Source organism: Blautia pseudococcoides (assembly GCF_001689125.2).
Taxonomy (GTDB): Bacteria; Bacillota; Clostridia; order Lachnospirales; family Lachnospiraceae; genus Blautia; species Blautia pseudococcoides.
In genome coordinates this window covers 4,629,680-4,650,915 of the sequence record NZ_CP015405.2, presented here as the reverse complement: position 1 = coordinate 4,650,915, position 21,236 = coordinate 4,629,680, and the positions used below count along the sequence as shown (strand labels likewise).

Annotated in this window: 22 protein-coding genes; 3 read left to right on the top strand and 19 right to left on the bottom strand. The window is 48.7% G+C overall.

Going from position 1 to position 21,236, the window contains the following annotated elements:
* The first annotated feature begins 131 nt into the window (after positions 1 to 131).
* A complete protein-coding gene (locus A4V09_RS21875) occupies positions 132 to 857 on the top strand; it encodes a sensor histidine kinase (protein ID WP_065544190.1) in 726 nt (241 codons plus the stop codon).
* 22 nt (positions 858 to 879) lie between these two features.
* Here the strand turns inward: A4V09_RS21875 and A4V09_RS21870 are convergent, their stop codons facing one another.
* From A4V09_RS21870 to A4V09_RS21815, 12 genes are all read right to left on the bottom strand, one after another.
* Positions 880 to 1,470 (bottom strand): rhomboid family intramembrane serine protease, encoded by a 591-nt coding sequence (locus tag A4V09_RS21870; RefSeq protein ID WP_065544916.1) that lies wholly within the window; start codon positions 1,468 to 1,470, stop codon positions 880 to 882.
* Between the two features lie 221 nt (positions 1,471 to 1,691).
* Entirely contained in the window at positions 1,692 to 3,065 is a 1,374-nt protein-coding gene (locus A4V09_RS21865) for a DUF6382 domain-containing protein (RefSeq protein WP_065544189.1), read from the bottom strand.
* A gap of 10 nt (positions 3,066 to 3,075) precedes the next feature.
* Positions 3,076 to 3,501 (bottom strand): hypothetical protein, encoded by a 426-nt coding sequence (locus tag A4V09_RS21860; protein WP_065544188.1) that lies wholly within the window; start codon positions 3,499 to 3,501, stop codon positions 3,076 to 3,078.
* An 11-nt stretch (positions 3,502 to 3,512) separates the two neighbouring features.
* Entirely contained in the window at positions 3,513 to 3,953 is a 441-nt protein-coding gene (locus A4V09_RS21855) for an A24 family peptidase (RefSeq protein ID WP_065544187.1), read from the bottom strand.
* A 12-nt stretch (positions 3,954 to 3,965) separates the two neighbouring features.
* Positions 3,966 to 4,802, bottom strand: coding sequence for a TadE/TadG family type IV pilus assembly protein (locus A4V09_RS21850; protein WP_065544186.1), 837 nt, complete (start codon positions 4,800 to 4,802; stop codon positions 3,966 to 3,968).
* Positions 4,803 to 4,841: 39 nt separating this feature from the next.
* Positions 4,842 to 6,233, bottom strand: a complete 1,392-nt coding sequence (locus A4V09_RS21845; protein WP_065544185.1) for a DUF5702 domain-containing protein — start codon at positions 6,231 to 6,233, stop codon at positions 4,842 to 4,844.
* A 10-nt stretch (positions 6,234 to 6,243) separates the two neighbouring features.
* Positions 6,244 to 6,411, bottom strand: coding sequence for a Flp1 family type IVb pilin (locus A4V09_RS21840; protein ID WP_065544184.1), 168 nt, complete (start codon positions 6,409 to 6,411; stop codon positions 6,244 to 6,246).
* Positions 6,412 to 6,460: 49 nt separating this feature from the next.
* Positions 6,461 to 7,696 (bottom strand): type II secretion system F family protein, encoded by a 1,236-nt coding sequence (locus tag A4V09_RS21835; RefSeq protein WP_084043721.1) that lies wholly within the window; start codon positions 7,694 to 7,696, stop codon positions 6,461 to 6,463.
* On the bottom strand, positions 7,686 to 8,423 hold the full coding sequence (locus A4V09_RS21830; RefSeq protein WP_084043815.1) for a type II secretion system F family protein: 738 nt from the start codon (positions 8,421 to 8,423) through the stop codon (positions 7,686 to 7,688). Before A4V09_RS21830 ends, A4V09_RS21835 begins: the two co-directional genes overlap by 11 nt.
* Entirely contained in the window at positions 8,413 to 9,606 is a 1,194-nt protein-coding gene (locus A4V09_RS21825) for a TadA family conjugal transfer-associated ATPase (RefSeq protein ID WP_065544182.1), read from the bottom strand. The genes A4V09_RS21830 and A4V09_RS21825 overlap by 11 nt, the downstream gene beginning before the upstream one ends.
* On the bottom strand, positions 9,584 to 10,597 hold the full coding sequence (locus tag A4V09_RS21820) for a P-loop NTPase family protein (protein WP_065544181.1): 1,014 nt from the start codon (positions 10,595 to 10,597) through the stop codon (positions 9,584 to 9,586). Before A4V09_RS21820 ends, A4V09_RS21825 begins: the two co-directional genes overlap by 23 nt.
* Positions 10,594 to 11,103, bottom strand: coding sequence for an A24 family peptidase (locus A4V09_RS21815; RefSeq protein ID WP_065544180.1), 510 nt, complete (start codon positions 11,101 to 11,103; stop codon positions 10,594 to 10,596). Before A4V09_RS21815 ends, A4V09_RS21820 begins: the two co-directional genes overlap by 4 nt.
* Before the next feature lie 387 nt (positions 11,104 to 11,490).
* On the opposite strand from A4V09_RS21815, the gene A4V09_RS21805 reads away from it, so the two are divergent.
* A complete protein-coding gene (locus A4V09_RS21805; protein ID WP_065544178.1) occupies positions 11,491 to 12,105 on the top strand; it encodes a GDSL-type esterase/lipase family protein in 615 nt (204 codons plus the stop codon).
* Positions 12,106 to 12,174: 69 nt separating this feature from the next.
* Here the strand turns inward: A4V09_RS21805 and ybaK are convergent, their stop codons facing one another.
* Genes ybaK through cysK form a run of 3 tightly spaced genes read right to left on the bottom strand, consistent with a single transcriptional unit; the run spans position 12,175 to position 14,974 of the window.
* Entirely contained in the window at positions 12,175 to 12,669 is a 495-nt protein-coding gene (ybaK, locus tag A4V09_RS21800) for a Cys-tRNA(Pro) deacylase (RefSeq protein ID WP_065544177.1), read from the bottom strand.
* 12 nt (positions 12,670 to 12,681) lie between these two features.
* The gene (locus A4V09_RS21795; RefSeq protein WP_065544176.1) at positions 12,682 to 14,025 is read right to left on the bottom strand and encodes an MATE family efflux transporter; all 1,344 of its coding nucleotides are present in this window, start codon (positions 14,023 to 14,025) and stop codon (positions 12,682 to 12,684) included.
* A 19-nt stretch (positions 14,026 to 14,044) separates the two neighbouring features.
* A complete protein-coding gene (gene cysK, locus A4V09_RS21790; protein WP_065544175.1) occupies positions 14,045 to 14,974 on the bottom strand; it encodes a cysteine synthase A in 930 nt (309 codons plus the stop codon).
* A gap of 142 nt (positions 14,975 to 15,116) precedes the next feature.
* On the opposite strand from cysK, the gene A4V09_RS21785 reads away from it, so the two are divergent.
* Positions 15,117 to 15,386 (top strand): hypothetical protein, encoded by a 270-nt coding sequence (locus A4V09_RS21785; protein WP_065544174.1) that lies wholly within the window; start codon positions 15,117 to 15,119, stop codon positions 15,384 to 15,386.
* A gap of 54 nt (positions 15,387 to 15,440) precedes the next feature.
* On the opposite strand, the gene A4V09_RS21780 is transcribed toward A4V09_RS21785, so the two are convergent.
* The 4 genes from A4V09_RS21780 to A4V09_RS21760 form a co-directional block, all read right to left on the bottom strand.
* The gene (locus tag A4V09_RS21780) at positions 15,441 to 16,874 is read right to left on the bottom strand and encodes a CapA family protein (RefSeq protein ID WP_065544914.1); all 1,434 of its coding nucleotides are present in this window, start codon (positions 16,872 to 16,874) and stop codon (positions 15,441 to 15,443) included.
* Between the two features lie 725 nt (positions 16,875 to 17,599).
* Positions 17,600 to 18,772, bottom strand: coding sequence for an NAD(P)-dependent malic enzyme (locus tag A4V09_RS21770; protein ID WP_065544172.1), 1,173 nt, complete (start codon positions 18,770 to 18,772; stop codon positions 17,600 to 17,602).
* A 114-nt stretch (positions 18,773 to 18,886) separates the two neighbouring features.
* Positions 18,887 to 20,116, bottom strand: a complete 1,230-nt coding sequence (locus A4V09_RS21765) for an ABC transporter substrate-binding protein (protein WP_065544171.1) — start codon at positions 20,114 to 20,116, stop codon at positions 18,887 to 18,889.
* A 10-nt stretch (positions 20,117 to 20,126) separates the two neighbouring features.
* The gene (locus tag A4V09_RS21760) at positions 20,127 to 21,236 is read right to left on the bottom strand and encodes a glycoside hydrolase family 172 protein (RefSeq protein ID WP_065544170.1); all 1,110 of its coding nucleotides are present in this window, start codon (positions 21,234 to 21,236) and stop codon (positions 20,127 to 20,129) included.

Genomic DNA, 21,236 nt, shown 5'->3' with positions numbered 1-21,236 from the left:
CCGGCTCTTATCGACGGCATTCTTTCATATGTTTGTCGTTTTTTGGCGCTTTTTAGGTTATAAAATTATTTGATATTTGGCAGTAACAGTGCTACACTATCAACGTAAAGAAAGAACAGGGGGGACACATAATGACAATACAATCCGGCACCGACCAGAGCACCAGGTTGCCTGAAACTGCTGATTATAAGAAGCTCTATCAGCAATTGAAAATAAAGCATCAGTTTATGCTTTCTCAGGTTTCTCATGAAATAAGAAATCCTGTCACTTTGATCAACAGCTTCATGCAGCTTTTAGAAGGACGGCATCCTGAACTTACGCAGGATAATTACTGGCAAAAAATCATGGAGAATATGGATTTTCTCAAATCACTTCTCAATGAATTATCCGCCTTCAATAACTCAGAAAAACTGAATCTGCAGATTTCAAATATTTATACAACCTTCTGCGATGTAATTGAATCTGTGACCCCATCTTTGAATGAACGGCATGTTACCATAGATTTGCAGAAATTATCTCCAATACCCGTTATAAAAGCTGACGGCATAAAACTCCGTCAACTTTTTCTGAACCTGATCAGAAACGCATCGGATGCTATTGAAACCGGTGGCCATATTGCCTGTACCATACAGTCAGACGGTGAATCTGTCATATTTACCATAGCAGACACCGGAAATGGCATTCCATCTGAATATCAGGATGACCTGTTTGAACCATTCATCACGCACAAACAGGAAGGTACCGGCCTTGGTCTGCCAATCTGCAGACGCATTGTCAGCGCCCACAAAGGCACTATTTCCTTCAAATCAAAACCAGGTGAAGGTACCATATTCAAAGTAATTCTTCCAATCAGTTAATCACACAAAAATGTGCTGCCTCTTATGAAGGCAGCCTTTTCTTTCCGTGATAAAGGATGATTCCAAGGGCGAAGCCGCATAAAAGCCCGCCAAGATGTGCTGCATTGTCTACCCCTGCACTTGTATACCCATGATAAAGTGTAAGCGCGGCCAGGAAAACAAGCTGTCTGGTCGTAAAGTTTTCCACTCTCCCACGATTTCTTATCACCACATAGATCAGCGCTCCAATCACGGCAAACACCGCACCGGATGCACCTGCGGAGACTACCATCTCCCCTCCTCTTATCTCTGCGTAATAAGAAATATAGCTGGCACCAATTCCGCCAATCAGATAAATGAGAAGATAGCGTATCCTGCCCACTTCCCTTTCCAGACTGTCCCCGAGAAATACAAGCACCAACATATTATTTCCCAGATGTGTCAGCCCGAAATGAAGAAACATACAGGTAAAAAGACGGTAATATTCATGTCCCTGTTCAATGAACGGCGTATAAGCAGCTCCCCAGTTTACAAGATGCCTGCTGTCCAGTGATGATCCGGTTATCTCTGTCAACAAAAACACTAAAATATTGACAGCTACCATAATTGTGTTCATCAAAACACTTTTCCGCATTCGTAAAAACCGCCAGAAATCGGATTCCGGCTTCTGGTTCCAGTTACTGTAATCTACCATGCACTACCTGTCCTTTTCTTCTTATCTGATATAGTCTTCAGCCCTGCGAAATCCTTAAACCACTCTTCACTCCCTGCCTGCAGGACATAGCTTCATTATAAGCTCTTTCCCAAATTAACGCAACCATATACTTCCAAATTAAGCCGCCTAAAATAAGCCAATCAGATCCCTATATTCTGAAAATTGCGGTACTCTAACTCCGTTCCCGCAATACTTATCTTATCACCATTATGCAGTAAATATTCTCGTTCCGGTTCCAGCATTCTATCGTTTAAGAGGGTACCATTCTTTGAATTCAAATCGGAAATAAAGAAATCCTTCCCCTCTTTTCGTATTCTGCCATGTATTCTGCTCACTGCCGGATGCCTTAGGCATATATCCGCAGACCCTGTCAGCTTTCCGATCATCCCCATATCTTTAGTAAGCATAAACCTCTTTTTAACACCTTCTTCCATCCAAAATAAACATGCGTCTGCCTCATCCTCTTGATCCGGCGACAATAGAATGGTGGGGCCGCATGTATCCAAAACATCAGCTTCCTTTTTCTCCTCTTTCGGGCTGTCATTTGCATGTCTTTCTGCTTCGCTTATATCCTCACGCTCATATTCAGCATCCCGTTCCCATCCCCATGCTTCCAGTTGGTCCAGATCCCTTTTTTTCCTCTTTTTCTCCTCCCTGGCCTTCTTGAGCCGGAATACAACAAAGGCCCCCGTACCCGCTGCCGCCGCTGCTGATAATCCGATGCAGATTTGAAACGTGTTTGCTATCTCATAGTGCAGCAGTAGATAAATGCACACTGCTGCTGCCGCCAATGTAAAAATACACCCCACAGCATTTAACAGGGGATGTTTCTCTTCAACCTCTTCCTCCTCCTCGAAAAAAGCATCCAGCGCCTGCTTTCTCTTCTCCTCTGTCATCACTGCCTCCCCGGCATATTCCTGCTGCGTATACTCCTCCTTCTGTCTGGCCTCTTCTTCCTTCAAAGTCTCAAGGGGTACCTTTCTTAGCTCCTTGCGAATCTCATCCGCTCCCATACCGGACTCCACGCTCTCCCTATACACGCCATATCCCAAAACTACAGCCCCTGCATCTTTATGGTCTATCTTCGGCAGTATGTACTCCGTCAATTCCAATATCCCGGCCTGTTCCTTTTCCTGTCTCACAGGAAAACAGCAGAAATAGATATTCTGCCGTTCTGTATCCATATAGATATAGCGGGGATTAAAAAGAAGTGTCTCAACATCCAGAAGATATTCCTCCAGTTTCTCCATCACATCTGCTGCCGCCCTGAAAATCCGCTCCAGATCCTCCTTTCCAAACTTTTTTGTCTCATAGAGTAAGGATATACTCTGCTTGGATGTGACCTCATAATAAAACAGTGGCTCACCATCTATATAACGCACAGAGAGGGGAAGCAGCCCCACCGGTGCGTTGTGTAAAAGCATTTTTATCTCATATTCCTGCGGATTCATTTCTTCGTCAGCTTTCAGAACCAGATAACTGTGATTCATTTCCCTTCTGTACTCTGCCTGCATCTTGTCCTCCTTATCCCCCCATTTCGTCCTTCCATCTTCTGACGCTTCTAACTTTTTCTATAAACGAAACAGGCCGGATCACTTTACTTTTCCCACTGCCTTGTATATGCCACTGCAAACCTGCGAAAGGGAACTTTATATGCTCCTCATAGTTGACGGTAACTTCCCTTTTGCTGCCGTTCACAGAATAATGTCCGCTTTCACCGGCAAGCCGTTCCCCTGCTGCCGCCACCCCATCCCCCTGCCTGCGTACAGCCTCAGTGCTGCCTGCCACTGCCGCCTCATATGCTTTTGCTGTGTATACCCCTCTCTTTATGGTTCCCATCAGCAGCAGAAGGACCGCAAATACGGTCAGCATCCACACGCCGCTGATGCAGGCAGCCTCCAGGGTATAACTACCTCTGCACACAAACCTTCTTCTGTTTTTTCTTTTCATAATCCCCTGTCTCATCCTATCAAGAGATAAAACATCATCCCTGCAAATAAAAATGGGATGAACGGTATCTCATACTTTCTGTCTTTCTTCCGCACTGCCAGTAAAAAACCGGCAGCCAGTACCGCCAATATGAAAGCACCTGACAATACGCTGAGAACCTGCCAGAATCCTAAGTAGATTCCCAGAATCAACACAATCATTCCATCTGCACTGCCTACTGCCCAGCCTGAAATTCTTCCGAAGAGCAAAAGAAGGATACCCGGAAGGCTGCCGACCAGAGAGTCCTGCGCAGCGCTCCATACTTCCCCCGGAATCCCTTTTGTCTTGACCGCAGCACATATAAAACTTCCTGTCAGAAATAAAAGGATTTTCCAGGCTGCAACTGTTTTCCCTCTGAAATCTTCCCATCCCATAAACGCAAGTAAAACACCTGCGGTTATTTTCTCTGTCATTTGAATCTCCCCCTATTTTTCCCTGCAGCGTGAACAGGCACTCCTGTTCTCCGCCTCAGATTTCTTCATCAGCCGTACATGCCGTGACAAACCGCCGCACGAACTGTTGCTGTGGTAACGGTTTCCTTTTTCCGTAATATACACAAACCTGTCATTCCCATGCCCCTTCATACATTTTTCACAGGGATGATACTTATTCCCGTACTGGTTTTTGCCCTGTAAGGCATTCTGTATTCCCACATACTTTACCGTAAGCTTTATATGGGTACAATCCTCTGAGGTATGATATACACTTTCATAATCTGTCACATAAACCATCTCCTCCCCCGGCCCTTCATCTGCACTGCCGTATTTATCCCCCTCATATCCCAGCCAGGCCTGCGCACTGACTGCAGCCTTTATCTTTACCGGCAGGACCGGAAATACTGCTGCCGGACTTCTGTACAGATAGTTGGCTTTCAGGGTTATAATACCATTCTGATACTTTGAACCCAGCAGTGTGATCCCCGCCTGTTTTCCCACAATTCCGGTAAGATTTTCTTCCTTTATCCTCTTCTGTATCTCCGCAGATGCATATGCAGTACAGGCAGCGTCCGTCACTGCTCCCACGGGTGATTTACTCTCCCCGTCAATACTGTATGCATACATTCCCAGCTCTTTGGCGCTCTGGCTGAGCGCGGACACCAGAATTGTCTGGATGCGGAAGATATCCATCATACTGATAAGCATTACCATTGCCAGAAAATAAAGAGGAAGGGCAGCCGCACTCTCCAGTGTCAGACTGCCTTTTTGCTGAAGAGAGTACCATTCCTTTCTATTCCATTGATTTCTGCCTTTTACACCGGGCAACTGCTCCCCCTCCTTCTTTCTGTTTTTCACAGTTGCATTTCACATGTCATATCCATAGCTTCGGACTGCTGTCCACCTGTTTCCCCATGGGCTCAGAAAACAGGTTTCCATCTCCAGACATTCCATACAGGAATCTATACGAAAATTTTCCTTTCCGGGTTTCAGTCGTATGTTCTGCTCTATCATATCCATACAGCGAAATGTCAGGCTGTTCCTGGAGGATGTGAACAACAGTATCTGCAGATAGTCGTTATAATCCAGGCCGGAAGTATTTTTTGCCTGCCCGTCCTGCAGCAGTGAAAATATCTGTCCTATATCCGAAAGTGCAAGCTGCCAGCTCGCACTGTTTTTTACCAGAGGGACCTTCCCGCCTGCCATCAGCTGGCGCACGTCCAAAAGGCTTTCCCCGTAGGCCCACCCCAGCAGAAGCAGTTTTTCAACTACAAAAGCCCCCTCCGGTATCAGAAGTGCCGTGCACAGTGATGCCGCCAGTGCACCGGACTGTGCCCGCTTTTCCGGGTCTGTATAAAGATACGCCGCGTTTGCGGCCTCACGCAGCAGCAGCATCCTGTTCACTGTCTTTTTCAGATTTTCCCTGTCGCTGCCTCTGCCGCCAACAATGTATTCTACCTGATAATCAAGGGCTCCCGGATTCCCCGGTTCTCTGTAAGTTCCCAGTTTATTCATTGCGTATGCCTGGAGAAAAAGCTTATCGGATGTACCGGATTCACGGCCTCCTAAACTTCCCATCCCCTTCTGCAGATTTCGGTTTGAAGTGAAAACGGAAACATCTGCTTCCTTTTCGGAAATAACTGCATTGTCAGGGAGAACCAGCCCTAAAATCCCCATAGTCCGTATACGCTTTATCACCTCCAGGGGATTGTTATCCGGGGTGATCCCCGGTACAGACGTGTCATCCGGCACTGGTTCCTCCGGCATGGGAGGGACTCCGGCCGCCTTTTGTTCCTGCTGCTGTTCTATCACCTCTCCGGTATTGCTGAGATACTCCTTCAGACGTTTCACGGCATCCGTGCCCAGATGTTCTCTGACAGCCTCTGCTGCCTGTGCGCAGAATGCCTCCCCGCCGTTATCGGAGGCCAGCCTGTACCCTGCAATAGAACAGCTTTCCCGTCTGCTTCCCCGGATGCCGGTTTTTAGAGTCAAATCCATGGAATTTTCCATTTGCTGTACCACACGGAAAGCATCTATGGCTCCTCCCCCGTACCCGCTGTCCAGAAAAAACAAGTCATACTCCTCCAGCAGATCCTTTTCATACTCTGAGAATACGGAATACAATCCCGTGTCCACTGCATTTACAGCCTGTACACGGGCATACTGTTCCCTGCATAGCTTGATACCTGCCGTAAGGATTCCAAGCATTACAGAGAGCATCATACACATGGCAATTGTCATACTTCCCTTTTGTCTCATTAGGACCTCACTAAATACTGTTACTCTGGCTTGTGATTTTTGAAAGAATGCTCTGTATGAGGCTGGTGAGCTGTTTCTTAAAAATGATGACAAGCCCAATCAGCACCACCAACACCAGCACGATTTCAATCACAGTGATTCCTGATTCATCATCATAAAAATCCCTGAATATCTTCATGATCATCACCTCCTTTCTAAACATTTTTATGGCTTTTTTCTTATATCGGCTAATAAAAACTCAGAAAAGCAGGAATCATGATCAGTGCCATAACCAACCCAAGCTGTATAAACATAGGGCCTAAAAGTTTTGTAGATGCCTGCTCCCCGCTAATTTTTGCCGCCCTTTTCCGCTCCTCCACAGCAGCCGTAGTTTCCCGTTCCAGAAGGGCTAATACACCCTGATTTCCCTTCTTTAGATTCTGTACCAACAGCACGGAAAGCACCTTATATTCCGGTGTATTACAACGGTTTCCCAACCTCTCATATGCCTGTATCTCGGGCATACCGCCTTCCATTTCTCTATAAGTCTCCACAAGTTCTTCATAGGCAGCGCGCTTCTTTTGACCATACATTTTGCAACTGTTGATGTAGTCTTTTGCAATCTTTTCCACTGCACTGTGCACCGTCAGTCCTGCCTGCAGAAACAGTAATATCCTGCTCACAATATCGGGATAATCTGCCTGCATTTGGGCCTTTTTTTCCCTGTCTTTTTCCTTCTCTTTTTCTCTGTACAAAGGGAGGATCAGCAGACCAAAAGATGTCCCGAAAAGGCAGATCAGCACGCCGTTTCCGCTCTGTTCTTTCTGAAAAATGACCTTGGTTCCGTCCACTTTTCCCGGCAGTTTTATCTTCTCCTCAGAGACATTGTTCTGTGTATCCACCACCTTCTGCACCTCCCTCTGCAGTCTTTCTTCACGGGTGATCTTCTCCGGATAGACCGTCACTTCTTTTTCCCACCGTTCCGTCTCCTGCCCCAGACTCAACTCGCACGTTAGGTTTACTTTTGTGCCGCCCTCCCCAGTATTTTCTCCGATTTTTCCTTCCCAGTTCAACACTTCAGGCATGTCAGTGCTCCACGACATATTTACAGGAAAATCAGGGCTGCGATCCGGCAGATGAAGGGGATAGCGGATTTTATCCAGGCTGCTGTTCTTCCCTGGGATAAGTGAGGGCATCTTATCTTTTACCCGATTGAGAATTTCTCTTGCCTCACTCGGTTTGTATTCTTTTTCACGGACACGGACCGTTATATTCTGCTTTCCCTGCCCTGACTTTACTGTCAGTTCTTCCTCATAATCACCCTGGCCATATTCCCGCCGCTCCAGATATTCCATTTTCTCTTTTCCGGCCCGCTTATTTTCCAGGATATACGTGGTAAGGCCGGCCGCATTCGCCAGTAAAACAACTGCCATGCCGGCTGCAAACGCTTTTTTCTCCCCAGTCAGGGTTTTCTTATACTTCAATCTCCACAATCCTCCTGCCCCAGATAAAAGCTCCCGCGTAACAGCCAAGTCCGGCAGTCATAATGCAGACCCCGGCAGCATTGTGGTACAGCACATCCATAAACCCCGGTGAGGTCAGACGCATATAGAGTATAATACCAACCGGCATGAAGCTCATGATGTTCTGTTCCATTTTTCTTGCAGCCAGCATGGCGTCAATCTCCTTTTTTACATCAATCTTATCCTCCATGATCCTTACACAGTTCTGAATGGTCTCCCGCATATTACCTCCCATACGCTTAGACTGTGCCAGAATCTCGGAAAAACTGCGGATATCCTCCACCCGGCTTCTGTGTCCCAGGTCATAAAATAGTTTTTCCACCGGAACGCTGACGCGCATCTGTGCTGCCATATATGCAAGTTCTCTGGATATCTCCCTGTCAGGCCCGTATATCCGGTTCATATCCTTTCCGGCTTCCAAAACCGCGTTCTCCAGGGAATATCCGGCTGAGATTCCCGCCCCCAGCGCATTCAGCGCATCCCTGAACTGGTGATGGAGCCTTCTGCGCCTCAGCAGAAGGAGCTGCCTTTTTCTCTGCCTGATATACCAGAAAGGAATGGGCAGCATAAACAGAAAGGTGATCAAACTCTGGTAGCACAGCGCATCTATGATCACGCAGATGAGTACGCTCTCCCCCAGATATCTGGCCCATTCCAGAATTGTCAGTTTGTAGTGTTCATAATCCATCTTCAAGTGTCATCCCCGCCTTTTCTAATTTTTCTCTGTGTCTCAGTTTTCCTTTCTGTACAAGGCCCCTTTCCTCCTCGTACAGAAACAGTGGATTCAAAAGTATTTCCCCGTCCGCCATCCCGTCTATCTCACAGATTTCCAGGATCCTGCGGGTCTTGTCCCTGAGCCGTCCCAGATGTACAAATATATCAAACCCCGCTGCTATCTGTCTCCTGACCGCCGGAAGGGGAAGGTTGATTCCCATGAGAACCATGGTCTCCAGCCTTGATATCATGTCATTACAGCTGTTGGCATGAATAGTGGACATACTGCCCTCTGCCCCCACATTGACAGCCTGCAGCAGTTCCTCCGCGTCACTTCTCACCTCCCCTACTATAATTCTATCCGGCCGCATCCTCAAAGCAGTCTTTAACAAGTCAGACATGGTGATCTCCTGCGACTCTTCTATATTGGCTGCCCTGCACTCCAGCCTCACCAGATTGGGAATCCCCTGTATCTGAAGCTCTGCGTTATCCTCTATGGTTATGATTCTCTCATCCTCAGGAATGAACTCGGACAATGCGTTCAGCATGGTGGTCTTGCCCGCCCCGGTCCCTCCTCCGATGAGGATGGTGTACTTGGCGCGCACCAGAGGGAGCAGCAGTCCAAGCGCTTCCTCCGTCACACTCCCTAAGGAGAGCAGCCGCTCTATGGTGACCGGTTCTTTTGGGAATTGGCGTATGGTGAGAATGGGGCCGTTCAGTGCCGCAGGTGCTATGACGGCATTGACCCTGGAACCATTCTCCAGTCTGGCATCTACAATGGGATGCAGGGTATTGATCACCCGGTTGCATTTTCCGGCGATCTGCTGGATCACATCATCCAGCTTTTCCGGGGATGTAAAATGCTTTTCCCAGAGGGAGATCCTGCCCTCCCGCTCCACAAAAATATGCTGCCACCCATTTACCATGATCTCCGTAACGCAGGAATCCTCCAAAAGCTCCTGCAGCACATCCAATTTGCGGATGGAACTAAATAATTCCCGGCGCAGCGCGCTTTTCTGCCCCAGATTCAGTCCAAGTCTTCTTCCCTCCGCCATAAGCAGACGGTCAATAAGCTCCATCACCTCCTCATCCGTACTCTCCCACATACTGTCCAGCCGTTCCATCAGGCTGTTCCTAAGTTCTGAAAATACCTCCATCCTGCACCAGCTTTCTCACATAATCCCCAAATCTGCCCACCGTAAGGCACTCCGGCCACGGCATCTCCCCCTGGGGAGTCACTGACGGAAGCATAAGCTTCTCCGTCTTTTTCAACACATCTTCCCGCCCCGTACTTCCAAGCCAGGCCTCATACTGCGCCAGCTTTGCCTCTGAAACCCTGTCTTGACAGACAGGCATATATATCTTGCTGCATGCATCAAACAGTTCTGACGCCTGGGTGATTCCCCCACCAAGATCCAGAATGATCACCTGATACCCACTGTAAAGCCTGAGTTCCTCCAACAGTCCGCTCCATTCCTCCCCGGTAATCTGCTCCACATCCTCCGGCGTAATGACCGGGGGCACATACGAAAGCCCTCCGGCCCCGCGCACCATAGCGGCAAGCTGCACTGCCGGCTGTCCTTTTTTTTGCCGGATATAGTAAAACAGATCTCCCAGATTCCTCTCAAACCCGCAGGAAAATAATTGCTCAAAACCGGAATACGGTTCCAGGTTTAAAAAAAGCACAGAATACCTTCTCGCAAGGAACTGCCCCAGCGCCAGCGCAAGGGAAGTCTTCCCCACACGTCCCAGGGGGGAATAGACTCCCAGAACATGCATCGCCCTTTGGGCAGCAGCACCCCTCCCCTCTGCCCGGGCTTCTTCCCCGTAGAGGGCGGTCACCTCCTGCATGATCTTTTCGCAGGACTGGTATTTCAGCACAGCGGGAAGCTCTGCGGGCACTGTGCCTTTCTCCTCGTCTAAAACCACAAGTTTTTTCACAGGCAGACCGCTGACCGCAGGACACATGGTTCCTTCTGCCACCAGCAGCAGCTCCACAGGATTCGTATGTACATAATCGCAGACTTTATCCACCCCTGTAAAAGCTATAAACTCAAAAGGGTAATGTCCCTTTCTCTCCAGCCATGCGGTGAATCTGCAGGCATAAGATGCCTCCTCATCACAGACTGCCAACACTTTTTTTCTCAACAAAAACCTCCCGCATACAGCATGATCCCCAGAAGTATAGGCACGGTAAAATGCAGATTCTCCGCCTGTGCCCCCTGTTTCCCATAGGGAACAGGACAATGCTTCTCTTTACAGACTTTCAGATAATGGAAAAAATAAGAAAAACGTTCCCGCAGATTCCCGCAGGAAATAAGAAATGCCAAAGAAAGTACAGCGCCCAGAATAAAGGCGCAGAACATCCCTTTCAGGATACCGGAAACACCCAGGATTCCGCCAAGTACAGCCATAAGCTTAATATCACCTGCTCCCATCATACGAAAACAGAACAGCGGAAACAGCAGCAGCAGCGGCAAAAACACACCTCCCAAAAACAGCGGTATCCCTCCCGCGCCGTGTGACAGCCCCTGGCACCCGGCGCCTGCCGCAAGCCCCAGGAGGATCCATTTGTTAGGCACCTTTTCCAGAAACAGATCGGTGCAGACCGCCCCGATGGAAAAAAACAATGCCATGCATGTGGCTAAAGACATAAAAACACCCCTTTTCACTCTTTACTTTTAAAAACCCCCGCCCGGCATCACTGCTGAACCTCACATACCGCACCTCCCGCAGAGGTGAGGCCGTCTTTGTTCTGTTACGAAATCTACATGGAATTCATTTGCCGAACGGCTGATCAAAAACAGAAATGCCAACTTCTAAGTGTGAGATGCAAACTTAAAGTGGCTGCAGCAGTCTTGCTGCTGTTGAAGATGATTATATACTTCCAGGCACGACTTGTCCATAGAAAAAATAACCAAAACGTCTTTTTGGCAACCCTTCACAAAATTACTATTTGCAATAACGGTCATTTTCAGTTAAAATAGTATATTATACAATCAGATGGCCTGAAAATGGTTATATGCCGAAGGAGAATCGCTATGGGTATCATTGTATTTTTAGGAGACAGCATTACCGATGCCGGCAGAATGACATCTGACAATCCTCTGGGTGATGGATATGTCAGCGAATTCGCGGCCTATATTACCGGAACCAACCCCAACTGGCGGGTTTTGAATAAAGGTGTGGACGGCAATATCACGGAGCGGATTGCCGGAGTTCTGCAGAGGGATTGTATTTCTTATCATCCGGATTACGTGAGTATTCTGGTGGGCATCAACGATGTGGGGCTTATTGTACAGGCTGACGTCTCGGAACAGGAAAAGCTTTATATGCTGGAGGACAGCATCCGCGCATATCATGAGATGCTTTTTGACCTATCCAGAGAAACCACAGCAGCAGTCATTACACTGGAACCGTTTCTTTTCCCGAAACAGGGAACGTATGACGACTGGGTGCCCTGGCAGCACAAAATGTCCAAAAATATCCGTAAGCTTGCCAGAAACTACAGTGCTCACTTTATTCCTCTGCAGAAGCCTCTGGAACAGCAGATTGAGAAGCACGGCTATGACGCCATCACCACGGACGGCATCCACCTGACCAGACTGGGACAAAAAATCCTGGCAGATATTGTCAGGAATGCTTTTCAGTTATAAAGAACTGTCGCGGAATGTTGAAACCCCTTTTAAACAGGTGCTTCACCATTCCGCAACAGTTCTCTTTTTTTACCCTTTTACAGTAAAAGCAGCAAAAGCGGCATGGGCCGCCCGCGCCAGATCCACAGGGTTCACCTTAATAGTTGAACCGATCCTTCCCCCGCTCACATAAATCCCGCTGTATTTCTCAGCGCTCTCCTGGATGATGGTCTTATACTGCTTTTTCATGCCAAGAGGACTACACCCGCCTCTCACATATCCGGTCACTGCCGTGATATCTTTTACATGGATCATCTCAATGGATTTTTCACCCAGCACCCTGGCTGCGGCTTTTAAGTCCACCTCCTCTGCAATAGGGAGGACCAGAACATAGTATTCCTTACTCTTTCCCCGGGCTACCAGCGTTTTAAAAGACTGCTCCACCGGAGCCCCTGTCTTCTCTGCCGTGTGCAGGCCGTCTATGAATTCATCACACGCATAGGTGATGGTCTCATAGGGAATCTTATTTTTATCCAGGATCCTCATGGCATTTGTCTTCACTTCTTTGTCCTTGTTTTTTGCCATTCTATCACCTTCCTACATCTCTGATCTCTTCATGTACCGTTTAAACAGAATCACTGCTGCTGCCGCTGCAATGGCCTCCGCCAGAGGGAAAGTCACCCACACGCCGTATATGCCCCATATTCTGCAGAACAAAGCAGACAGCGGCACAATGATCACAAGCTGTCTCAGTATGGAGATCAGAAGGGAGTGCAGTCCCTGTCCCAGTGCCTCAAAAGAGCCGGAGAGTACGCATCCTACAGTGGACACCACAAAACCAAGGCTGATAATGCGCAGCATGGGAACCCCCAGCCGCATCATTTCATCCCCTGCATCAAACAGCTTCATGATCCATTCCGGACACGCCAGAAAGAGTACAGTCCCCAGAAACATAATGGCACCAGCCACCTGAAGGCTGCTTTTCAGTGTCTCCATCATTCTCTTCCTGCTGCCTGCCCCGTAATTGTAGCTCATAATGGGCCGCATTCCCTGTACCACCCCGTTGGCCGGCATATATACAAAGGACTGGATCTTAATGTACAGCCCAAAAGCCGCAATAGCAGTCCCTGAAAAGGCGGCCAGTATGGAGTTCAAGGCACCTACCAGCAGGGAGGGCATGGAAATCATAATGGCAGAGGGGATACCCACCATATAAATCTTTTTTACAATTTCCCAGTCAAAGCGAAAACCGTGAAAGTCCAGTTTTACCTGGGTGCATTTCTTCAGATAGCAGACCATAGCTATGATCCCCGCTGTGATCTGTGCCGTGACAGTAGCCACCGCTGCCCCTTTCACTCCCATAGCAGGGAATCCCAGCAGTCCGAAGATCATGATGGGGTCCAGAATAATATTCAGAACCGCACCGATGGCCTGGAAGAACATGGGGAGTACCATATTGCCCACGGACTGAAAGATTTTCTCTGCAAAGAGGTGGTACATGCTGCCAAAAGAAAAGCAAAGCACAATACTGGCGTACTCACAACTCATTTTATAAATCTGCGCATCCTGGGTAAACATGCCAATAAAGGGTTTTACCAGCAGAAGGCCAACCAGTATGAAGAGGATACTGTGCACGGCTGTCAGTATCATACCATGAGCTGCCGCTGCCTCTGTCTCTTTTACATTTTTTGCCCCCAAAGCCCTGGCAACGCAGGCATTCAGACCAATGCCAAAGCCCACGGACACTGCCAGGATCAAATTCTGGAGGGGATAGGCCAGGGAAACTGCTGTCAGGGCATTTTCACTGACCCTTGCAACATACATGCTGTCCACAATATTGTAAAGTGCCTGTATCATCATGGACACCATGGGTGGTATGGACATGGAAACAAGAAGCGGAAGCACCTTTTTTGTCCCCATGATATTTTCTGTCTGTTTCATATTTTGTCATTCCTCTGCTTTAGTCATACATTGTAGTTGAAAGATAGTGGTCTCCTGTGTCCGGAAGAAGGGTTACTATGTTTTTACCCTTATTTTCCGGACGCCGGGCCAATTGAGCCGCTGCCCACACAGCCGCTCCGGAGGAAATCCCAACAAGGATCCCTTCACATTTGGCTATATCATTTCCTGTTTTATAGGCATCCTCTGTGGTGACACAGATAATCTCATCATAAATATCCCTGTCCAGAATACCGGGAATGAAATTAGCCCCGATTCCCTGAATACCGTGTGCTCCTGCCTGACCTCCTGATAATAGAGGAGATTCCGCAGGTTCCACTGCCACGATCCGAATACCGGGGTTTTGTTTTTTCAAATATCTGCCTGTACCCGTCAGCGTTCCCCCTGTTCCCACTGTGGCAACAAAAATATCTACCCTGCCGTCTGTGTCCCTGTAAATCTCAGGGCCTGTGGCAGTTTCATGTGCCTCCGGGTTAGCTTCATTGTCAAACTGCCCCATAATGACCGAACCGGGTATGGTGCGCTTAAGTTCTTCTGCTTTCTCTATGCTGCCCTGCATCCCTTTTTTCCCGTCCGTAAGAACCACCTCCGCCCCATAGGCGCGAAGCAGTTTCTGCCGCTCCACACTCATGGTCTCAGGCATGGTGAGAATGGCGTGATAACCCTTGGCAGCCGCCACGGAAGCAATGCCGATCCCTGTATTTCCGGAAGTAGGCTCTATAATTGTGGCTCCAGGCTTTAGCTTTCCTTCCTGCTCTGCTTTCTCGATCATGCGAAGGCCCACCCGGTCCTTGGCGCTGCCTGCCGGGTTGAAATACTCCAGTTTTGCTATAACATGCGCTGGCAGCCCATATTTCTTTTCGTAATTACACAGCTCCAAAAGCGGCGTATTGCCGATAAGCTGTGAAGCGCTTTTCTTAATATTTTCCATATACTATACACTCCTTAAAATTTTTCCGTTTCTCTCTTGTCAGGTAAAAGCATAGACTATGGCTGTTTTGTTTGTCAATGCATTTTCCCATATTTTCCGCACATACTATTACTACAAAAAACGCAGAAAGGAAACTTGCGAAATGAAAGATATCACCGAATCAAATGAATATAAAAATTCTGAAAACTGCCACAGAGGCGGCAAAGGCGGCAAGGGCCAGGGAAGCGGCACCGGAGGAAAGGGGGGGAGCAAGGATGTTTACCACGTGGAATCCAGCTCCTCCGATGACTTAGACGGACAGGCAGCTATGGAGATGACTGGGCTCATGTATAAACCACCCACCAGTCAGGCAGAACTGGACTCTTACAAAGAGGTCTATCCATTCTCTCCAGAACAATATGCCGAAGATTAAAGGATCTTCCGAATAAAGGGCGGAGCTGTGTCCTTACACATCTCCGCCCTAAGTTCAGGCTCTGTTTTCGACGCCTGAAGTGCTTTCCTTTTTATCCGTATTCTCTTTCTTGGTGTCTGAACCGCTGTCCTCCGGATCATCTGACTCCCCATCGGACACGCCTTTTCCCTTCACTTCTGTCTCCGGTGCGTCAGAACCGCTCTGTTCCGAGGCGGGGAATGCCTGTGGGGATTCATACTTTGCAGCATGCTCCTTGATGCTGTCCAAAGTAAATGTCTCCTCTGTCTGCCGGTGTATGCCGTGTTCTTTCGCCAGCTCCTCTGTATAGTCTGAGACCTTGTACACTGCACAGTTTTTCTTTTCACTGTCATAATGCATGACAAGGGGCGTCATCTTATAATCACTGACGGTCACTTCCCCTGTTTTGCCGTCCTTTTTCAGTGTAAAATCTGCCATGCCTCCCACAAGACCTTTGATCTGATCATCCGCGGAAACAAAATTGCCAAGTGAGCTGTAAACCAGCATATTTTTCCCATCCTGCCGCGGCATCATGCCATACGCCTGCAGAACATGGGGATTGCTGCAGATTACAGCATCCACTCCCTGCGCTGCCAGGAAATCAATCCTCTGCTTCGCCGTGTCAGAAAATTCCTCTGAATACTCAGCTCCGGCGTGAAGGAATACCATGACAAAGTCCGCTTCCCCTTTTGCTTTCTCCACATCTGCCTTTACCTTATCCTCTGCGTAGACATTGATCATATAAGAGTCCGCTTCGGAAAAGCCGGCATCCTCATCCACCCCGTATGTGTAATTCATCACGGCGATCTTCATGTTCTTCTTATCAATGACTTTCACACGGTTCTCCGCGTCCGCCTCATCCCCGTGAATGCCCAGAAGCTGAACATCCGCATGCTGTGTCTGCCAAAAAGCGGCTGAATTCAGGATTCCCGGCCTGCCCTTATCAAAAGCATGGTTGGTGGCCTGAGTCACCAGATCAAATCCTGCCTTTGCCAGCGCATCCCCGGCTTCAAGGGGCGTTCCCATAAGCCCGCTCCCGGATACATCCTTATGGTCATTGACAAAAGGTGGTTCCTGATTGACACAAGCAAGGTCAGCGCTCTGGATATCTTCTGCCACCTGTGCGTACAGGGCATCATAATTCCAGGTTTCTTCGCTCTCTTTTCCCGATTCGATCAAAGCATCCTGCAGAATGTTGTCACCTACTGCCAGGAAACGCAGTTCGCTGTCCGCCTCCTGCTTTTTTGCCTCTTCCTCCGCTTTCTTCTGCTGGGCGGCTTTGATCTCCTCTTCCTGTTTTACTTTTTTCTTGTGGTTGCCCACAGCGACGCTCACAATAATGACCAGTAATATTAAAACGGCTGCACCTGCCAGAATCATCCTTTGTTTCATTACCTGCTGACGGCGTCTCTCTTCACGAGCCTGGATCCGTTTCTTTCTCTCAATCTCTCTTTTTTCATCTTCGTTCATATATTCACCCTTTTCTGCCTGATTCTGCTGTAACGGATTACAACTGTATTCCGGTGTCAGTTTCATTTTACACTATTAATAACCATTATAACAAATATTTTTCAGAACGCAAATCCATTTCTTTGTAAATTTATCCAACACTTACCGTTATCCAGCCCAAAATTTCTATTTGCACCTGTTTTTATCCGGGCTGAAATGGATGATCTCTTCCTTCCACATGCCTTCGTTTATTTTTATATCGGGCTATTTTTCAAAGAAAACGCTGACTTTCGGAGAAATGGTACAAAAACTGGTTTCCGGCGTCTGGTTACCCCTTATCTGAGGAAAATCCCTGGGCATATGTTTATCGCCGTCACTGCGGGGGAGGACCGGAAGAATACTGGCAGCGCTTTCCCTGTATCTGGGAGGCTGCCTGCTTCTGGCCTATTCTTCAAAATCCATCTGACTCCGCAAATCTTTTACGGAAGATTCCTATCATGAGATAGGGGCGGCAGTCCTCACCTGGCTTTTTCCATGGACGGGCCGAACCGTTTCGTCACTAAGGTTTCTTCCCTGCCTGTCCCATCCATTTTCGGCAATGGCCCCGGAAAAAGCTCCGGGCATTTTTCCGGCAGATCCGGTGGTTTTGGGCGTAAAGGGTACTATCCTATGTAAGAAAATGGCTGTATTTCCACTATCCTTTCGGAGGCGGAAATACAGCCATTTTAATATTTATCCGGTTATTCTCAGATTCTGCTCACGCCTGTGTCTCTGGCCGCTTTTGCCACTGCCTGGGCAACCGCCTTTGCCACACGTTTGTCAAAGGGATTCGGGATGATGTAGTCCGGTGTCAGCTCTTTCTCATCAATAAGACCAGCGATGGCATAGGCTGCCGCCACTTTCATCTCATCGTTAATGTCCTTAGCCCTCACATCCAGCGCGCCGCGGAAAATCCCCGGGAAAGCCAGAACGTTGTTGATCTGGTTGGGGAAATCACTTCTTCCGGTTCCCACAACGGCTGCTCCTGCTGCCTTTGCAAGGTCAGGCATGATCTCCGGTACCGGATTTGCCATTGGGAAGAGAATGGGGTTGGGAGCCATGGTCTTCACCATCTCCTCTGTCACAGTTCCCGGAGCGGAAACACCGATGAACACATCAGCCCCCTTCAGCACATCAGCCAGGCTGCCTTTTTCCATGCCGCGGTTGCTGATCTTAGCCATCTCCTCTTTCTCTGCATTTAAGTCGCCCCGTCCTTCATAGATGGCGCCTTTTCTGTCGCACATGATAACCGTCTTCAGTCCCAGGCTTACCAGCAGCTTGATAATGGCAATTCCTGCTGCACCTGCGCCTGATGTAACCACTTTGATCTCCTCCAGCTTTCTGCCTGTGAGCTTTAAGGCATTGAGCATGGCGGCAGCGGTGACAACGGCTGTTCCGTGCTGGTCGTCGTGGAAGATGGGAATATCACAGCATTCTTTCAGCTTTCTCTCTATCTCAAAGCAGCGCGGCGCGGAGATATCCTCCAGGTTTACACCGCCGAAGCTTCCTGCCAGCAGACGGACTGTGTTTACGATCTCGTCCACATCATTGCTTCTGATACATAAAGGAAATGCGTCCACATCTCCGAATTCTTTAAAGAGCACACATTTTCCTTCCATAACCGGCATACCCGCCTCCGGTCCAATGTCTCCCAGACCCAGAACTGCGCTTCCGTCGGTCACAACTGCTACCATATTGTGGCGTCTTGTATACTTATAGGATAAATCTACATCCTCGGCGATCTTTAAGCAAGGCTCCGCTACACCAGGTGTGTATGCCACTGCCAAATCCTCCGGGGTCTCCAGCTTTGCACGGCTGATCACTTCAATCTTGCCATTCCATTCCTCATGCTGTTTTAAAGCGAATTCTTTTGCGTTCATGATTTATCTCCTTTTCCTATGGAATCTCATGTTGTTTGCTTCTGTACACACAGCCCCCTGCTGCATCTGCAGTTAGAAAACTGTGTGCGCTTTTATTCTAGCATAAGAAAAGCCTCAGGGCAATACTGCCCTTTGGCAAAATTCATCCAGGCTTATCTCATCTGTGATATACTGCTGAAAAAGCTCTCCTATGGCCTTGATATCCTTCATGGGTGTTTTTGACAGAGGGCGGGATTTCAGTTCCAGTTCCTCCGCGTATTTTTTCAGGATATCCAGATCCGGTATGTCCAGGTTCCCCTCCCTGATAATGTCAAGCCGGGCCGGCAGTTTCTTCATATGATCCGCATAGGCAGTGCTCCCTTCCCGGCCCGCTGCATAGGACAGGAATTTCTTTGCAGCCTCTTTGTGGACAGACGCCTTATTGAGCACATACTGCCATGTAGCCACGTTCGTAGCGTTGGCTTTGAACAGAGGCATGGGAGCCGCGTGGATTTTATCATCCCCGTACACCCCTGCCCGAAGAAAGGTATCCATGGCGCCGCTGTACATGAAAATAGCGCCGTATTTTCCCTGTATGAATTTTTGTTCCATCTGTTCATACTGGTCCACAAGCTGTTCCCTGGGTGTCAGGTCCTTCTCTGCCATGCCGTGCAGAAAGGCAAGGGCCCGTCTTGTATTTTCATCCTCCCAATCCCCGTATGTTCCTCCAAACATGTGGATGAACTGGGATAATTCATTGTACACATAGGTGGTCTCCCAGGCGCTGCCGTAGCCGTAATACCCATATCCGAATCTGCCGTCCAGAAGCGTTTCAAAATCTTCCTGACTGTTCACAGCATCAAGTCCGGCTTTATCCAGAAACTTTTCATTTACCCAGAAAACCATAAGGTCCATCACATAGGGGACGGAATATACTTTTCCCTCCGCCATGACGGTTTTCTCCATATAGTCTCCGGGATAGCAGGAACGTATCTCCTTGGACATCACATCTTCCCCCAGCGGCTCCAGATATCCCTGATACTTAAATTCCTGGATCATCTCATCATTCACCGCGATCACATCAACAGAAGTGTCCCCGGAAGAGAGAATGGTGGATATGCGGGCATGGCGGTTGTCCGCATTGACCGGGCTGGCAAGCAGATGGATGTCCAGATCCAGTTCTTTTTCCGCTTTCTCTATATACTGCCGGAATTCTGCCTTTTCCGCATCCGGGTGCATGAGGGTTATCTCCCCCCTGCCTTCCTCCTGATTCCCGGGTGCTTCCTGCCTTTTACTGTCCTTCCCGCCGCATCCGGCACATAAAATACTCACTCCCAATAAAATCCCCAAAATATATTTTTTCACCTTTTACACCTTATCTTGGCCAGCGCTCCTCTTTCTCCATCAGAACCGGAAAGGTATTGTGTGGTTCTGCCTGATACCAATACGCCACACTGGCAACATCATCCTGCCGTTCAAACAATCCCCTGTGGCCCACACCGATCTGCTGTATGGTCACACGCAAATCCTCCTCAAAGCAGACAGGGTCCTGGATATGCCACCTGTAAAAACCTCTCATGGGCGGACAGTCATCATTGTGGTAAAAGTTATGGACCGCCGTATCATGGGCGGAATAATAAGGATAGCCCAGATACGGGGTGCAGTAATTCTGCTCCACAGTCCTGCCGTCCACCTGCCCGGCGAAGCTCCAGGAGCCGCCGAAATAGTCCTCTGTCCCCGTACCGCAGATGGTGGGATAGGCCTCATCCCCGTCCAGATAGAACTTGATCTCCCCTTCCCCCCACCAGTAACGTTCCAGTGTGGTCAGCGCCATATATGTTCCCACATAGTGTCCCTTTCCTTTTACATTGTCAAGGATCACATAATCTTCCCGGAGTTTTGTGATCCTCTCCCTTCTCCACTGAGCATGAAAATAGGAAATATCATCCGGCAGTGTATCATACAGGCAGTAATCCACCTGATAGAAAAATGCGGGAATGGGATTTGCATGCTGGTTCTCCAGCGTGATCCTGGCCTTTTTGCGGAAGGGCATTTGAAAATAGCAGTTCATCCCCCGGCTCGGCACCACTGCCATGGGAAGGGAATTGACAGTGCATTCCCTGCCAAATCCGCAGCAGAAGAAATCCCCCAGAGGACTTTCCACAGACGGCTCTGTCTCATCATCCCAGTACATGCGCAGCACCAGGTCACGGAGCACAAAGCAGTCCGCCTCTGTGGTCTTGTCCGTCACTGTGACCCAGATATGGTTGATCACGCCCGGTCCCTCCATCTCGGCCAGGGTTACCGTTTCCCCGCTTTTTATGTCATGAAGGCAGGGGCTGCCCTTTCTGGAAGGGCCCAGATGGCTTGCCGCCATTCCGCCCTTTCCCTTTTCCCCTGTGGGGTTCTCCGCATTAATGGCTCTGCTCTTTCCATGCTTGGCATACGCCAGTGTTCCCAGACTTCCTCCTGTAAAATCAAACAT

Excerpts from the sequence above, each read along its gene's own strand:
- A4V09_RS21840 (WP_065544184.1), bottom strand. The coding sequence starts at position 6,411 with ATGAAGATATTCAGGGATTTTTATGATGATGAATCAGGAATCACTGTG.
- A4V09_RS21785 (WP_065544174.1), top strand. The coding sequence starts at position 15,117 with ATGAAAGATATCACCGAATCAAATGAATATAAAAATTCTGAAAACTGC.
- A4V09_RS21770 (WP_065544172.1), bottom strand. The coding sequence starts at position 18,772 with ATGAACGCAAAAGAATTCGCTTTAAAACAGCATGAGGAATGGAATGGC.
- A4V09_RS21815 (WP_065544180.1), bottom strand. The coding sequence starts at position 11,103 with ATGTCTTTAGCCACATGCATGGCATTGTTTTTTTCCATCGGGGCGGTC.
- A4V09_RS21795 (WP_065544176.1), bottom strand. The coding sequence starts at position 14,025 with ATGAAACAGACAGAAAATATCATGGGGACAAAAAAGGTGCTTCCGCTT.
- A4V09_RS21805 (WP_065544178.1), top strand. The coding sequence starts at position 11,491 with ATGGGTATCATTGTATTTTTAGGAGACAGCATTACCGATGCCGGCAGA.
- cysK (WP_065544175.1), bottom strand. The coding sequence starts at position 14,974 with ATGGAAAATATTAAGAAAAGCGCTTCACAGCTTATCGGCAATACGCCG.
- ybaK (WP_065544177.1), bottom strand. The coding sequence starts at position 12,669 with ATGGCAAAAAACAAGGACAAAGAAGTGAAGACAAATGCCATGAGGATC.
- A4V09_RS21865 (WP_065544189.1), bottom strand. The coding sequence starts at position 3,065 with ATGCAGGCAGAGTACAGAAGGGAAATGAATCACAGTTATCTGGTTCTG.
- A4V09_RS21760 (WP_065544170.1), bottom strand. The coding sequence starts at position 21,236 with ATGTTTGATTTTACAGGAGGAAGTCTGGGAACACTGGCGTATGCCAAG.
- A4V09_RS21860 (WP_065544188.1), bottom strand. The coding sequence starts at position 3,501 with ATGAAAAGAAAAAACAGAAGAAGGTTTGTGTGCAGAGGTAGTTATACC.
- A4V09_RS21875 (WP_065544190.1), top strand. The coding sequence starts at position 132 with ATGACAATACAATCCGGCACCGACCAGAGCACCAGGTTGCCTGAAACT.
- A4V09_RS21830 (WP_084043815.1), bottom strand. The coding sequence starts at position 8,423 with ATGGATTATGAACACTACAAACTGACAATTCTGGAATGGGCCAGATAT.
- A4V09_RS21825 (WP_065544182.1), bottom strand. The coding sequence starts at position 9,606 with ATGGAGGTATTTTCAGAACTTAGGAACAGCCTGATGGAACGGCTGGAC.
- A4V09_RS21780 (WP_065544914.1), bottom strand. The coding sequence starts at position 16,874 with ATGAACGAAGATGAAAAAAGAGAGATTGAGAGAAAGAAACGGATCCAG.
- A4V09_RS21870 (WP_065544916.1), bottom strand. The coding sequence starts at position 1,470 with ATGCGGAAAAGTGTTTTGATGAACACAATTATGGTAGCTGTCAATATT.
- A4V09_RS21855 (WP_065544187.1), bottom strand. The coding sequence starts at position 3,953 with ATGACAGAGAAAATAACCGCAGGTGTTTTACTTGCGTTTATGGGATGG.
- A4V09_RS21845 (WP_065544185.1), bottom strand. The coding sequence starts at position 6,233 with ATGAGACAAAAGGGAAGTATGACAATTGCCATGTGTATGATGCTCTCT.